Here is a 13616-nt window from a genome sequence, read left to right as displayed (position 1 = left end):
CGCACCGTTCCCAAACAGAGAGTGACAGCGCTGAGAATGCCGATACAATTATATTCGGGCCATTAGAATGTGCGAAACATGAGTCTCGAGGGGACCCAGGCGCCGACGCTCGCGCGCGAAGAATACGAGGTCCTCCTCGACGCCGCCGAAACCTACCGGGAGGCGCTGGTCGTGCGCCTCTGTGGTGACGTCGGGCTTCGGCCGCGGGAACTGACCGAACTGACCGTCGACGACGTCGAGCAGGTCCGGATCGAACCGCCCCGCTACCTGATTCGCGTTCCGACCGTCGACGGCGGCGACGGTCGAACGACGTATCTGCCGACCCGCGTCGAGCGGGAACTGCGCCGCTACGCGCGGAGCAACGGGCTGACGACCGACGACCGGATCTTTCCCGTCTCGGCCCGACGACTCCAGATGCTCGTCTCGGACGTCGCCGATCGGGCCGCCGACCTGTTCGACCGGCCGGAGCTGGCCGACGTCTCCACGAGCGACCTCCGGCAGTACTTCGCCCGCCGGGCGCTGGTCGACCACGGCGTCAACCCCCGCGTCGTCAAGGCCGCCGGCGGCTGGCGGAGCTTCGAGGCCCTCGAGCCGTACCTCCCCGACCCCACCGACGCCGAGATCGTCGACGCCTTCGACGCCGTCGAGCGACCGTCCGGACCCGGCCGCGATCGGGGCGACGGCCAGGTCGTGGGCGACGACAGCGTTATCCGGCTGCTGCTGGCCGCCAGCGACCGGTACGCGCTGTTGCGCCTGGACGCCGACGGCTACGTCGAGCGCTGGAACCGGAGCGCGGCCGCGATGTTCGGCTACCGGGCCGGCGAGATCGTCGGCACGCACGTCTCGACGTTCTACCCCGACGAGGCGGTCGACGACGGCGTTCCCGAGCGAGCGCTCTCGACGGCTATCGATGAATCGGGCTACGAACACGAGGGATGGCGCGTCGCGGAGGACGGCTCGCGGTTCCGAGCGACCGAAGTGATCTCTCCGCTGCGAGACGAGCAGGGTCGCCACCGCGGCTTCGCCGTCTTCGTCCGCGACGTCTCGCCCGCCCACGAGGAACTCGAGGAACTCCGGACGCGACGGGACGAACTCGAGCGGCGGTACGCCGTCGCCCGGGCCCACCGCGGGGTCACGCGAGCGCTGCTCGAGGCGACCGACCACGAGGGGATCGAGGCGAGCACCTGCGCCGCGCTGACCGCGGACCGGGTCTACGAGTGCGCCTGGATCGATCGGGCGACCCACGCGGACCGACGGCCGAACTCGCGCGCTGCCAGCGGGATCGACCCCGACGCCGTCGATCGGCTGGTTCCGGACGAGTGGCGGGAGGACGGTCCGGAGGGGCCCGACGCCGCGACCGAGCCGACGATAGCCGTCGCGACCGACGTCGCCCTCGCTGTCGACGAAGCGGACGACGGCGCGGAAGCGACCGGCGTCCTGGCTCGCGTGCCGCTGGTCTACGGGGACACGGTCTACGGCAGCCTCACGGTCGCGACCGACGCGGCCGAGGCGTTCGACGAGACGGAACGGGGCTGGCTCGAGACGATCGGCCAGCAGGTCGGCTACGCCATCGCGGCGATCCGGCGACGGAATCTCCTGCTGTCCGACCGGGTCGTCGAACTCGAACTCGAGTGTCGCGACGACGACTCGTTTTTCGTCGCTGCCTCGCGGCGCCTGGGCTGTCGGTTCGAACTCGATTCGCTCGTCCCCGTCTCGGAGTCGACGCAACTGTACTACCTTCGCCTCGAGGGGGCGTCGCCGGCCGACGTCTTCGATCTCGCCGCGGAGGACGCCGGCATCGAGGACTATCGGCTGGTCGAGACCGACGCGGAGGGCTGGCGCGTCGAGTTCGTTGTCGATAGCTCCTGTCCCATCGTCACGCTCACCGAGTACGGCACCACCGTCCTCGACGCGCGATTCGAGGGCGGAACAGCGACGATCACGGCCGAGTGCGCCGCCGACGCCGACATCCGGACGATCGTCGACGGGCTTCGGGCCGTCTTCCCCGACTCCGAACTGGTCGGCAAACGCGAGACCGAGCGGACCGTCCGAACGGCCCGCGAGTTCCGTGAGGGACTCGAGGACCGCCTGACCGACCGCCAGGAGGCGTCGCTGCGGGCGGCCTACTTCGGCGGCTACTACGACTGGCCCCGGGAGAGCACGGCCGAGGAGATCGCCGACGCGATGGGGATCTCCTCGCCGACGCTGCACAACCACCTGCGGAAGGGCCAGCACGAACTCCTGCGGACCTTCTTCGACGATCCGGGCGACGACTCTCGCGGGCCCGACTGACGGTGATCCTGTCGATCGGTCGGATACTAACCCTCTAGATGAACGGCCTGCATGCGACGGGTCCGGCGACGAACGGCGTCCGATCGGCTCGCGCTCGTTCGTCGCGCGACCGCTCGACCGGGGGATTCGGATCGATATAAGCGGCTATATGCTCCTAATACAGTCAATATCCCCTAGCTATCATCCCCCATGTCGGGTCGATTTTGCACAACTAGATGGCGGCTTTACTATGCCAGTTGTGTTTGGGTGTGGTGTATCATGTCACAGGAGGATTCCAACCTCGAGGCGAGACTCGAGGAACAGGAGACGTTCGAACCCTCCGACTCGTTCGTCGAGCAGGCGAACGTCTCGGATCCGGGGGTATACGAGGAGTTCGAAGAGAACTGGCCGGAGTGTTGGGAACGAGCGGCCGACCTGCTCTCGTGGGACGAGGAGTACGATACCGTCCTCGAGGACGGGAACGCACCGTTTTACGAGTGGTTCACCGGCGGCGAGTTGAACGCGTCGTATAACTGCCTCGACCGGCACGTCGAGGAGGGCCGCGGCGACAGCGTGGCCATCGAGTGGGAAGGGGAACTCGGCGAGACGCGGACCTACACCTACAGCGAACTGCTGGACGAGGTCGAGGATTTCGCCGCGACGCTTCGCGACCTCGGCGTCGAGGAGAACGACATCGTCACGCTGTACATGCCGATGGTCCCGGAGCTGCCGATCGCGATGCTGGCCTGCGCTCGCATCGGTGCACCGCACAGCGTCGTCTTCGCCGGCTTCTCGGCGGACGCGCTGGCGACGCGGATGAATTCGGCCGACAGCGAGTACCTCGTCACCTGCGACGGCTACTACCGCCGCGGGGACGCGCTCGATCACCTCTCGAAGACCAACGAGGGCCTCGAGGGCGTCGAGCACGAGGTGTCCGACGTCGTGGTGGTCGACCGACTGGGCGACGACCTCGACCACGACCTCGCGGACAACCAGCACGACTACGACGAACTCGTCGCCGACCACGAGGGGTCGACGGTCGAGCCCGTTTCGCGGGACGCCGAGGACATGCTGTTCCTGATGTACACCTCGGGGACGACGGGCCAGCCCAAGGGCGTCAAGCACACCACCGGCGGCTACCTCGCCTACACGGCCTGGACCTCCCACGCCGTACTGGACATCGAGGCCGACGACACCTACTGGTGCTCGGCGGACATCGGCTGGATCACCGGCCACTCCTACATCGTCTACGGCCCGCTCGCGCTGGGCACGACCTCGGTCATGTACGAGGGGACGCCGGACTATCCGGACAAGGATCGGCTGTGGGAGATCGTCGAGAAGAACGAGGTCGACATCTTCTACACCGCGCCGACGGCCATCCGCGCGTTCATGAAGTGGGGCGCGGAGTACACCGAGAACCACGACCTGTCGTCGCTGCGCCTGCTCGGCACCGTCGGGGAGCCGATTAACCCGCGGGCCTGGAAGTGGTACTACAAGCACATCGGCAACGAGGAGTGTCCGATCGTCGACACCTGGTGGCAGACCGAGACCGGCGGGATGATGATCACGACGCTGCCCGCGATCAACGAGATGAAACCCGGCTCCGCCGGGCCGCCGCTGCCGGGCATCGACGCCCGCGTCGTCGACGCGAACGGCGAGGAGGTCGACGCCGGACAGGCCGGCTACGTCACGGTGAACAACCCGTGGCCAGGCATGCTCCGGACGCTCTACCAGAACGACGAGCGCTTCATCGAGGAGTACTGGCAGGAGTACTCCGACCCCGACGCCGACGAGTGGGTCTACTTCCCCGAAGACGGCGCGAAGATCGACGAGGACGACTACATCACCATCCTCGGCCGGGTCGACGACGTGATCAACGTCTCCGGCCACCGGCTCGGGACCATGGAGATCGAGTCGGCCGTCGTCGGCGTCGAGGGGATCGCCGAAGCCGCCGTCGTCGGCGGCGACCACGACGTCAAGGGCGAGGCCGTTTACGTCTACGCCATCCCGGAGGACGGTTACGAGGACCGCCACGACGAACTCGAGGAGAAGGCCATGGAGGCCGTGCTCGACTCGATCGGGCCGATCGCTCGGCCCGAGGAAATCGTCTTCACGCCCGAACTCCCGAAGACGCGCTCGGGCAAGATCATGCGCCGCCTGCTCGAGAACATCGCCAGCGGCGACGAGTTGGGTGACACCTCGACGCTCCGGAACCCCGAAATCGTCGACGAGATCGCCGACCAGGTCGCGGACGACTGAGCGTCTCCTCGGTTTTCGAACGATACCACACGACATCGACACACTGCACCAAAATATGGCAGACAATAACAGTCATGATGCGGACGACGGATCGAACAGTTCGACGAACGACGCCGAGGTGAAAGCCGACGGCGGGGTGGCCAGCGGATCGCCCGCTCAGGCCCACCGCAACACCGACTATCTCAGCTCGGAGGTGAACCTGCTGAATCCGAGCACGCAGTTCATGCGGGATCACCTCAAACTCGTCTGGGGGACCTTCATCGCGTGGTTACTCATCGTCTGGGGGCCGGTGACGCTGACGTGGCTCGCACCGGAGATCATGACGAGGACTATTCCGGGGCTCGGGTTCCCGCTCCACTATTTCCTCGTTGCTCTCGGTGCTCCGACTGGGGCGTTGGTACTGTCGGCGGTCTACGCTCGCTCTCGAGACCGACTGGACGAGAAGTACGGAATCGAGCCCGCCACTGTCGATAACGACAGCGGAACTGCGGACGTAGCGGCGACTGACGGAGGTGGTGACCAATGACGTTCCCGCTCCAAGCTGACGCACTTGACATCTCGTTCAAGCTGGTACCGGCCATCATGGTCTTCTTAATGATGGCTTCGTTCCTCGCCATCGGATACGTGTTCAAGGTCGCTGACACCGATGGCATGTGGGTCGCCGGTCGGGGCATCGGGAACATCGAGAACGGGATGGCGATCGGTGCCAACTGGATGTCGGCCGCGTCGTATCTCGGACTCGCAGGGCTCGTCGCCCTCTCCGGTTTCTACGGACTAGCGTTCATCGTCGGCTGGACGACGGGCTACTTCGTGTTGCTGATCTTCCTGGCCGCACAGATGCGTCGATTCGGGAAGTATACCGCACCAGACTTCGTCGGCGACCGCTTCAACTCTCCCGCCGCACGAGCACTCGCGGCCTTCACGACGCTGTTGATCGCGTACGTGTACTCGGTCGGACAGGCCCGCGGCATGGGGCTGGTTGGCCAGTACGTCTTCGGGCTCGACATCATTCCGATGATCATCGTGATGATGACGATCACCGTCGGGTACCTGGCACTGTCTGGGATGCTGGGCGCGACGAAGAACATGGCCGTACAGTACGTCATCCTCATTGTCGCGTTCCTCGCGGGTGTGTACGCCGTCGGTTGGACGCAGGGATACTCCACGGCCCTCCCCCCGCTCGAGTACGGGGCGCTCTTCGACGAACTGAGCCGTCAGTTCTCTGAGCCGTTCCTCGGCGACAATACGTTCTACCTCTGGGTGGCTACGGCGTTCTCGCTCATCGTCGGTACGTGTGGCCTCCCACACGTGCTAGTACGGTTCTACACGGTCCAGAACGAGCGGACTGCCCGCTGGTCGACGGTCTGGGGCCTGTTCTTCATCTGCCTGCTGTACTGGGCCGCGCCGGCAATGGCGGCCTTCGGTGTCGACCTGTACTCGCAGGTCAACAGCATCGCGCCGGAAGCGGTCTTCAGTGGCGATCAAGCGATGTCGGGTGCGGAGGGTGACGTTATCGTCGTACTGGCGGCGCAGTTCGCCGACCTGCCGACCTGGTTCGTCGGGCTGGTCGCGGCCGGTGCGATGGCCGCGGCGATCGCGACGACGGCCGGTCTGTTCATCACGGCCTCGTCGGCGGTTGCACACGACATCTACACTGAGCTGATAAATCCCGATGCGACCCAGCGCGAGCAGGTCCTCATCGGTCGCGCCACCATCGTCGTCATCGGCGCGCTGGTGACCGTCACCGCGTTCAACCCGCCAGCACTCATCGGCGAACTGGTCGCGTACGCGTTCTCGTTGGCCGGTATCGTGCTGTTCCCGATGTTCTTCCTCGGTCTGTGGTGGGAGAATACCAACAAGCCAGGTGCGCTGGCCGGCATGTCCGTCGGTCTGTTCATTTGGATTACGTCGATCATCAACAGCGTGCTGCCGAGCTACATCGGCTTCCTGGCCGAGACCGCCGGCGGCGAAGGGGCTGCTCTCGTGCCCATCTACGCCCAGTACGTGCCGCCTATCGGAGCGGCGCTCGTTGGGACGCCGGCAGTGTTCATCGTCACGATCGTCGTCTCGATGGTGACCGACGAACCACCGATGGAGACCAAACGACTGGTCCGGCAGTGTCACAGCCCTGAACCGATGGGGCAGCAACAGACTGCACAGGACGTCGTGGGCACCGACGGCGGTGAGACACCTGCGGATGACTAGATCAATGTACGAACGCATACTTATTCCAACTGACGGAAGCGAGACGGCCGAGACAGCGGTCGAGCACGCGCTCGACCTCGCCGAGAAGTACGGGGCCGAAGTCCACGCCCTGTACGTGGTCGATACTGACTCAATGAGTCTGAGCCTCGGTGCCGAACAGGTCGATCGCATCGAACAAGGCCAGTACGACGAGATGGATGACGTCCGAGAACGCGCCGAGCGCGCCACCGGTTACATCGCTGACCGTGCCCAAGAGCGCGGCCTCGAGAGCGTCGAGAACGTCTCGGCGGGCAAACCCCACTCGCTCATCGCCGATTACATCGAGGACAAGGACATCGATCTCGTCGTCATGGGATCGCACGGTCGATCGGGTATCCGACGAGCGCTACTCGGCAGCGTCACCGAACGGACGCTTCGGTCGACTCACGTTCCGGTACTCGTCGTCGACCTCGAGAAGTAGTCGCGATTCACAGGTTGTTTTTCGCCGACAGATCGACCCCGATCCGACCAGCGGCGTTGCCGTGATTCCGAATTAACGGTGTGGGCGCTGTCCTCTATTGCTGTCGGGCCAGTTTGAGACTCGCGAAGAAGCCGAAGTAGGCGACGATACCTCCGAGCATGAACATGTAGTAAGCCCAGTCCGGGCCCTGGAGGACGCGGAAGAGAACGTCGACGACCGTTACCCAGATGACCGCGAACGCGAGGTCGGCCAGCAGTCCCCACCGCTCCTCGCGGATGGTCTCGAGTCGCTCACTGAGCCCCGTCATCGGCCGGTCACCCGCCCGGATTCGAACGCGTCCATGACATACCGTCTCGTGCCCGGCGAAAAAAGTCTATCGTCGCCGGTTCGCCGATCGTCGACCGAGTCGCCTGCTCACTCGTCGTCCGGTTCGTCCGCGTCCCAGTACGGAACCTCGTCGTCGATACGGTAGTAGCCCTCGAGCGTCCGCTCCTCGCGGCCGCCGGGCGGCGAGCCGACGTAGACCCCGAATTTCTCCATCTCGGGGTAGACGGTGATATCCGGCTCGGTCATCGTCGAGACCATCAGGTAGCGTAGCGGATCGTCGCCGTCGTTGACGATCCGATGGCCGCCGCGCTCGTCGGCCGGGAAGCTCGCGAAGTCTCCTGCCTCGAGCGGTTTCTCGCCGTCGGCCGAGACGAGTAACCCCTCGCCGGCCAGCACGTACACCGCCTCCTCGTTGGCCGTGTGGTAGTGGTAGGGCCACGAGCGCCTCCCCGCCGGGAGTTCGTAGAGGCTGCAGCCCAACTCGTCGGCGTCGACGGCCGTCGAGAACTCCTTGCGGCGAAACGCGACGTCGTCCGGTTCGGGGTCGTATTCGTTCCACTCGAGGTCGGACTCGTTGATCTTGGGCATACGCTGAGAGCGATATACGTCAGTGGTATAAGGGTTTTCGAGGCGCTCGAGTCGCGCCGATCAGTCGCGGCGAACGGAACAGCCGCCCGACTCCAGTTCCGACGGCCGGTCGGAGTCCGCCTCGATCGCCGGCAGTGTGAACGAGAAGGTCGCTCCGTCGCCGGGTTCGGAGTCGACCCAGATCTCCCCGCCGTGGCGTTCGACGATTCGCTCGCACAGTGCGAGGCCGATTCCGGTACCCGGATGCTCCTCGCGGTCGTGAAGCCGCTGGAACACCTCGAAGATGCGCTCCTGATCCGCCGGTTCGATGCCGATCCCGTTGTCGGTGACGGACACCGTCCACTCCGCGCCGTTCCGTTCGGCGGACACGTGTATTCGCGGTGGCTCCGCACCGCTGTACTCGATCGCGTTCGAAACGAGGTTCTGGAACACCTGGCGCAGTTGCCCTTCGTCGCCCCGAACGCGCGGGAGCGACTCGGTCGTGATCCGGACGTCGCGCTCCTCGATTTTCACCGTGAGGTTCTCGCGGACGTCCGCGAGAACGGTCTCGAGATCGACCGGCGCGAACTCGTCGCCCCGCGTCTCGACGCGCGAGTACTGGAGCAGCCCCTCGATCATCTCTCGCATCCGGTCGGCCCCGTTGACGGCGAAGTCGAGGAACTCGTGGCCGTCCTCGTCGAGTTCGTCGCCGTACCGACGGTCGATGAGTCGCAGGTAGCTCGAGACCATTCGCAGCGGCTCCTGGAGGTCGTGGGAGGCCGCATAGGCGAACTGTTCCAGCCGCTCGTTGGACTCCTCAAGGTCGGCGATCAACTCCTCGAGTTCCGCCTGATACTGCCGGCGCTCGATCGCCTCGGCGAGCACGTTCGCGACGCTCTGGACGAAGTTGACGTCCTCGTCGGTGAACGTCTTGGCGTCGGTGTCGTGCGTCCCCAGGATGCCCCACGGCTCGTCGATCGGACCGATAATGGTGCTGATACCGCTGCGAACGTTGTGGTTCGTCAGCAATGCGGGCCCGCTGAACCGCGTTTCCGTCTCGAGGTCCTCGACGACGACCGGACGGTCGGTCGAGAGGGTGTAGGCGGCCTGGGAGTCGGATTCGACGGCGGACACCGTCGCCTCGCCGACGATTCCGTCCCGCCACCCGACGCCCTGTCGGAGCAGGAGCTCCTCGCGCTTCCGATCCAGGTCGAGCACCTTGCAGTACTCGTTGTCGAGCACGTCCGCTACTTGCCGAACCACTTCGCGCATGAGTTCGTCGAGGTCGTCGGTCTCGAGGGCGAGCTGGCCGAGGTCGGCGACGACCTGTTGCTGACGGGCCCGCCGCTCGAGTTCGCGCTCGCGCTCCTCGCGTTCGGAGATATCGCGCCCGATGCCCGCCAGCACCGACTCGCCGTCGGGCGTCTCGAGCGACGAGGCGGCGAACTCGTAGGGGATGGCCTCGCCGTCCTCGGTGACCAGGTCCGCCGCGAACTGCAGACGCCCGGTTTCGAACCCGTCCCTGATCGCGTTCGCGGCCGCCTCGCGGTCGTCGTCGCCGACGAAGTCGACGGCGTTCATCGACGCGACGTCCGCGTCCGAGTAGCCCGTCACCTCACAGAGGCTCTCGTTCCAGCGCTGGAGCGACCCGTCCTCCTCGAGGACGTAGAACACGTCGTGGATGGCGTTCAGCACCTGATCGGTGTACGCTCGATAGTGCTCGAGGCGGTCGTTCGATTCCGCGAGCTGGGTGTTCGCCACCTCGAGTCGTTGCACCGTCTCCTCGAGCTGCGACTGCGTCCGCTTTAGCTCTCGGTTGCGCTGTTCGAGCTCTCGCGTCCGGGTTTTGGCTTCCGCATCGTGGAGGCCGGCCGCGAGGCCGGCGACGCTGGCGAGCGCCGTCAGGATGAGCGCCGTCGATGGATCGTCAACCGCCTCGCCGGGCTGGAGACTGTAGACGACGAGGACGCCGAGCATCACGCCCAAGCCACCGAGACACCACTCCGCGACGGACGAGTAAAATTCGCTCCGGATATCGAACGTGGGTAACCGGTATCCGCAGTAGAGGAGGACGAGCCCGGGGCCGGCGATGAGAAGCGTGATGATGAGGACGTTTCCCAGCGGTCTCCCGCCGACGATTCGAGCGAGACCCCGTCCCGCGGCCAGTGCGAGATACAGCGCACCGAGAGCGATGATAATGCGCCTCCCGCCGACGGCGGAGATGGCACGGTTCTGGAGGGACACTACCGGTCCTATGCCGACCGCTACCATGAGGATTTTGCTGTGTAGTACCGCGGGCACTCTCCGTGCTCCGATGGAGAGCGGGAGTGCCGTTCCCGCCCGGCCTCGAGAGCCCGAGCGGTCGACCGGGAAGCGTCTCGTCCGGACCGATCGGCGACCGAGGGCGAACGGGACGGCCAGCGCGACGCGAAAGCGAAACCCCCTAACCCCGTCCGAGAGTGAGTTCGAGCATGCACGACGACAGCGAGGTCGCCGTCCTCCGGCTCGGTCACCGCCCCGGTCGGGACGAGCGGATGACGACCCACGTCGGCCTGACCGCGAGAGCGCTGGGCGCCGACCGCGTTCTCCTGCCCGACAACGCGGGCCAATCGAAGGAGACCGTCGCGGACATCACCGACCGCTTCGGCGGCCCCTTCGGAGTCGAACTCACCGACTCGCCCCAGGGGATCATCCGCAACTGGGAGGGACGGGTCGTCCACCTCACAATGTACGGCGAGCGCGTCCAGGACGTCGAGGACGAGATCCGGGCGGCCCACGGCGACGAGGGTCAACCCCTGCTCGTCGTCGTCGGCGCCGAGAAAGTCCCCTTCGACGTCTACGAGGAAGCCGACTGGAACGTCGGCGTCACCAACCAGCCCCACTCGGAGGTCGCCGGCCTCGCGGTCTTCTTGGACCGGCTGTTCGAAGGCCGAGAACTCGAGCGCGACTGGGAGGACGCCGACCGGCGCGTGCTCCCGATGGAGACGGGCAAGCGCGTCGAGTCGACCGACGAAGAGTAACTGAGTGAACTCGAGACGCGAGCGACGCGTCGCAGTCTCAGCCGGCCGGCCGAAACAGCCGGAACGGACGGAGGAGGCGCCCGCCGATCGTGCGGACCAGGTTCCGGACGAACGCGACGGCGCCCAACTCGCTCTCGTCGAGCACGTAGCCGTTTCCGACGCGCCCGATCGGCCCGGATTCGCCGTGGCTCTCGAGGAGGCGCTCGAAATCGTCCTCGGTGAGCCCCGTCCGCGACTGGATCTCGGCGGCGGTCAGCGGGCGGTCGGCCGCGCGGAGTTCCTCGAGCAGCCAGCGGTTGTACTCGCCGTAGCGGAACACGTCTTCTTTCGACATGTCGTCCTCGTCGGCCGTCGCGTCGGCGGGGACGTCGTCGCGGCGCCACTTGTCGATTCCATCGAGGAGGATCCACGCGCCGATCGCGACGACGCCCCAGCCGACCCAGCGGCCGCCGTCGAGGTGTAGTGAGCCGCCCGCGGCGACGACCAGCGTCCCGAGGGCGACGCCGGCGGGACCGGGCTCGAGGTCCGGCCCAACGGCGTCGATGAGGGCGGTGAGAAACGGAACGCCCACGAGGAGGCCGACGACGATTCCAATCGCGGTCGACTCGTTGCCGGAGAGCGCGAGGACGGCGCCGAAGCCGGCGGCGGTGGCGACGTCGGCGCGGTCGATCTCGTCCCGGAATCGGGCAGCGAATCGGCGGACCATCGTGTAGAAAATCACACAGCAAAGTTGTTAATACTATCGCTCGAGCGACGGAACGTCCGAGGGACGTATTCGACGCCAGCGGGCTGTCGGCCTCGAGTGCTGCAGCAAACTACCTTGTCGACTGGGCGAGCGCGAACGGATCGTCCGGCGCTTCGAGGCAGAGATGTAACTGGGGCGAAATTTTATACGCGATCTTCGGTATCATATATCATGGACCTGGACGACGTCGATCCGACCGCGCGGACTGGGAACGTCGCGACGCTGTTCGACGAGACAGCGGCTCACCACGGGGACGCCCAGGCGATGGAACACCACGGCGAGCGAACGACCCACGCCGAATTACGGGACCGGACCGCGGCGTTCGCCGGGGGACTCCACGAGTTGGGTCTCGCGCCCGGCGACCGCATGCTGCTCTTCCTGCCGAACTGCCCGGAGTACCTCGTGGCCTCGCTAGGCGCGTTCAGGGCCGGCGTCGTCTTCTCGCCGGTCAACCCGCAGTACAAGCGCCGCGAGGTCGCCTACCAACTAGCGGACGCCGACGCGACGGCGATCGTCACCCACCCGCTGCTCCGGGAGGTCGTCGACGAAGCTCTTGAGGACACCGATCGGGAGCCCGCGGTCGTCACCATCGAGAGCGAGCTGGCAGATCGAGACCCCGACGACGTCTTCTTCGAGGACGTCAGCGGTGAGCCGACGCTGGTCGAGCGGACCGACGACGACGTCGCCTTGCTGCCCTACACGTCGGGAACGACGGGCGATCCGAAGGGCGTCCAGCTCACCCACCGAAACACGCGCGCACAGATGAGCTGGCCGCTGACGTCCTCCAACGTCGACGTCGAGGGCGAAGACGTCCGCAGTCTCGTCTGGCTGCCGCTGTATCACATCACCGGCTTCACCCACACCGCCCTCCAGCCGCTGGTCGGCGGCGGGAGCCTGTACTTCCGCAGCGCCCTCGAGTGGGACGCCCGAGAGTGCATGCAGCTCATCGAGGACGAGGAGATCACCCACTTCGTGGGCGTGACGACGATGTACGCCGACATGGTCGAGGCCGAGGGCTTCGGCGAGTACGATCTGTCGAGCCTCGAGTCGGCCTCGGAGGGGGGTGCGAAGCTCTCGACGGCGGTCCAGGAACGGTTCGAGGAGACCGCCGGCGTCGACATCTCCGAGGGGTATGGGCTCACCGAGACCCACGGCGCCACCCACACTCAACTGGGCTCGTCGTTCGGCCTGCGACACGGGACGATCGGCCAGCCGCTGCGGATGACCGACTGCAAAATCGTCGACGAGAGCGGTGACGAGGTCGCCTCCGGCGAGGAGGGCGAACTCCTCGTGCGCGGCCCGCAGGTCATGACGGGCTACCACGACATGCCCGAGGCGACCGAGGCCGCGTTCACCGAGAACGGCTACTTCCGGACGGGTGACATCGCCCGTCGGGACGAGAACAACTACTACGAGATCGTCGACCGCAAGAAACACGTCATCGTCAGCGCCGGCTACAACGTCTATCCCAGCGAACTCGAGGCCCTGCTGTTGGAACACGAGGCCGTCGCGGACGTCGCCGTCATCGGCGTCCCGGACGACCGCCGCAACGAAGTCCCGAAGGCCTTCGTCGTTCCCGGGGCCGGCGTCGATCCAGGGGCGGACGTGACCGCCGACGAACTCAAGCGGTACAGCCTCGACCGCGTCGCCGAGTACAAACACCCCCGGGAGGTCGAGTTCATCGACGAGCTTCCTCGGACCACCAGCGGCAAGGTGCAGAAGTACAAGCTCGAGGCGAACGAAGTCTGAGGCCCAGATAGCC

General features: G+C 66.0%; 11 protein-coding genes. 7 read left to right on the top strand and 4 right to left on the bottom strand.

Features of this window, described 5'->3' with window-relative positions:
• Positions 1-78 precede the first annotated feature (78 nt).
• The 5 genes from HTUR_RS04835 (at position 79) to HTUR_RS04815 (ending at position 7195) form a co-directional block, all read left to right on the top strand.
• Positions 79-2292 carry a bacterio-opsin activator domain-containing protein gene (locus HTUR_RS04835; protein ID WP_012942182.1) on the top strand — a complete coding sequence of 738 codons (2214 nt, stop codon included), beginning with the start codon at positions 79-81 and terminating at the stop codon, positions 2290-2292.
• Positions 2293-2550: 258 nt separating this feature from the next.
• Positions 2551-4530, top strand: a complete 1980-nt coding sequence (gene acs, locus HTUR_RS04830) for an acetate--CoA ligase (protein WP_012942181.1) — start codon at positions 2551-2553, stop codon at positions 4528-4530.
• 55 nt (positions 4531-4585) lie between these two features.
• The gene (locus HTUR_RS04825; protein WP_012942180.1) at positions 4586-5056 is read left to right on the top strand and encodes a DUF4212 domain-containing protein; all 471 of its coding nucleotides are present in this window, start codon (positions 4586-4588) and stop codon (positions 5054-5056) included.
• The gene (locus HTUR_RS04820; RefSeq protein WP_012942179.1) at positions 5053-6735 is read left to right on the top strand and encodes a sodium:solute symporter family transporter; all 1683 of its coding nucleotides are present in this window, start codon (positions 5053-5055) and stop codon (positions 6733-6735) included. The genes HTUR_RS04825 and HTUR_RS04820 overlap by 4 nt, the downstream gene beginning before the upstream one ends.
• Before the next feature lie 4 nt (positions 6736-6739).
• Positions 6740-7195 carry a universal stress protein gene (locus tag HTUR_RS04815; RefSeq protein ID WP_049941609.1) on the top strand — a complete coding sequence of 152 codons (456 nt, stop codon included), beginning with the start codon at positions 6740-6742 and terminating at the stop codon, positions 7193-7195.
• 94 nt (positions 7196-7289) lie between these two features.
• Here HTUR_RS04815 and HTUR_RS04810 read toward each other — a convergent pair whose 3' ends face one another.
• From HTUR_RS04810 to HTUR_RS25430, 3 genes are all read right to left on the bottom strand, one after another.
• Positions 7290-7502 (bottom strand): hypothetical protein, encoded by a 213-nt coding sequence (locus tag HTUR_RS04810; protein WP_012942177.1) that lies wholly within the window; start codon positions 7500-7502, stop codon positions 7290-7292.
• Positions 7503-7609: 107 nt separating this feature from the next.
• The gene (locus HTUR_RS04805) at positions 7610-8110 is read right to left on the bottom strand and encodes a cupin domain-containing protein (RefSeq protein ID WP_012942176.1); all 501 of its coding nucleotides are present in this window, start codon (positions 8108-8110) and stop codon (positions 7610-7612) included.
• A gap of 60 nt (positions 8111-8170) precedes the next feature.
• Entirely contained in the window at positions 8171-10360 is a 2190-nt protein-coding gene (locus HTUR_RS25430; RefSeq protein WP_012942175.1) for an ATP-binding protein, read from the bottom strand.
• A 200-nt stretch (positions 10361-10560) separates the two neighbouring features.
• Between HTUR_RS25430 and HTUR_RS04795 the strand changes: the two genes are divergently transcribed.
• A complete protein-coding gene (locus tag HTUR_RS04795) occupies positions 10561-11109 on the top strand; it encodes a tRNA (cytidine(56)-2'-O)-methyltransferase (RefSeq protein ID WP_012942174.1) in 549 nt (182 codons plus the stop codon).
• A 37-nt stretch (positions 11110-11146) separates the two neighbouring features.
• Here the strand turns inward: HTUR_RS04795 and HTUR_RS04790 are convergent, their stop codons facing one another.
• On the bottom strand, positions 11147-11815 hold the full coding sequence (locus tag HTUR_RS04790; RefSeq protein WP_012942173.1) for a hypothetical protein: 669 nt from the start codon (positions 11813-11815) through the stop codon (positions 11147-11149).
• 210 nt (positions 11816-12025) lie between these two features.
• Here HTUR_RS04790 and HTUR_RS04785 point away from each other — a divergent pair, with 210 nt between their 5' ends.
• Positions 12026-13603 (top strand): class I adenylate-forming enzyme family protein, encoded by a 1578-nt coding sequence (locus HTUR_RS04785; protein WP_012942172.1) that lies wholly within the window; start codon positions 12026-12028, stop codon positions 13601-13603.
• Positions 13604-13616 lie beyond the last annotated feature (13 nt).

The sequence above is a fragment of the Haloterrigena turkmenica DSM 5511 genome, from assembly GCF_000025325.1.
GTDB classification, from domain to species: domain Archaea; phylum Halobacteriota; class Halobacteria; order Halobacteriales; family Natrialbaceae; genus Haloterrigena; species Haloterrigena turkmenica.
The sequence above is the reverse complement of the archived record's forward strand: the minus strand, read 5'-3'. Positions and strand labels throughout refer to the sequence as shown.

Bases quoted from the DNA above. Each gene is read 5' to 3' on its own strand.
- HTUR_RS04785 (WP_012942172.1), top strand. From the start codon at position 12,026: ATGGACCTGGACGACGTCGATCCGACCGCGCGGACTGGGAACGTCGCG.
- acs (WP_012942181.1), top strand. From the start codon at position 2,551: ATGTCACAGGAGGATTCCAACCTCGAGGCGAGACTCGAGGAACAGGAG.
- HTUR_RS04805 (WP_012942176.1), bottom strand. From the start codon at position 8,110: ATGCCCAAGATCAACGAGTCCGACCTCGAGTGGAACGAATACGACCCC.
- HTUR_RS04790 (WP_012942173.1), bottom strand. From the start codon at position 11,815: ATGGTCCGCCGATTCGCTGCCCGATTCCGGGACGAGATCGACCGCGCC.
- HTUR_RS04810 (WP_012942177.1), bottom strand. From the start codon at position 7,502: ATGACGGGGCTCAGTGAGCGACTCGAGACCATCCGCGAGGAGCGGTGG.
- HTUR_RS04795 (WP_012942174.1), top strand. From the start codon at position 10,561: ATGCACGACGACAGCGAGGTCGCCGTCCTCCGGCTCGGTCACCGCCCC.
- HTUR_RS04835 (WP_012942182.1), top strand. From the start codon at position 79: ATGAGTCTCGAGGGGACCCAGGCGCCGACGCTCGCGCGCGAAGAATAC.
- HTUR_RS04815 (WP_049941609.1), top strand. From the start codon at position 6,740: ATGTACGAACGCATACTTATTCCAACTGACGGAAGCGAGACGGCCGAG.
- HTUR_RS25430 (WP_012942175.1), bottom strand. From the start codon at position 10,360: ATGGTAGCGGTCGGCATAGGACCGGTAGTGTCCCTCCAGAACCGTGCC.
- HTUR_RS04820 (WP_012942179.1), top strand. From the start codon at position 5,053: ATGACGTTCCCGCTCCAAGCTGACGCACTTGACATCTCGTTCAAGCTG.
- HTUR_RS04825 (WP_012942180.1), top strand. From the start codon at position 4,586: ATGGCAGACAATAACAGTCATGATGCGGACGACGGATCGAACAGTTCG.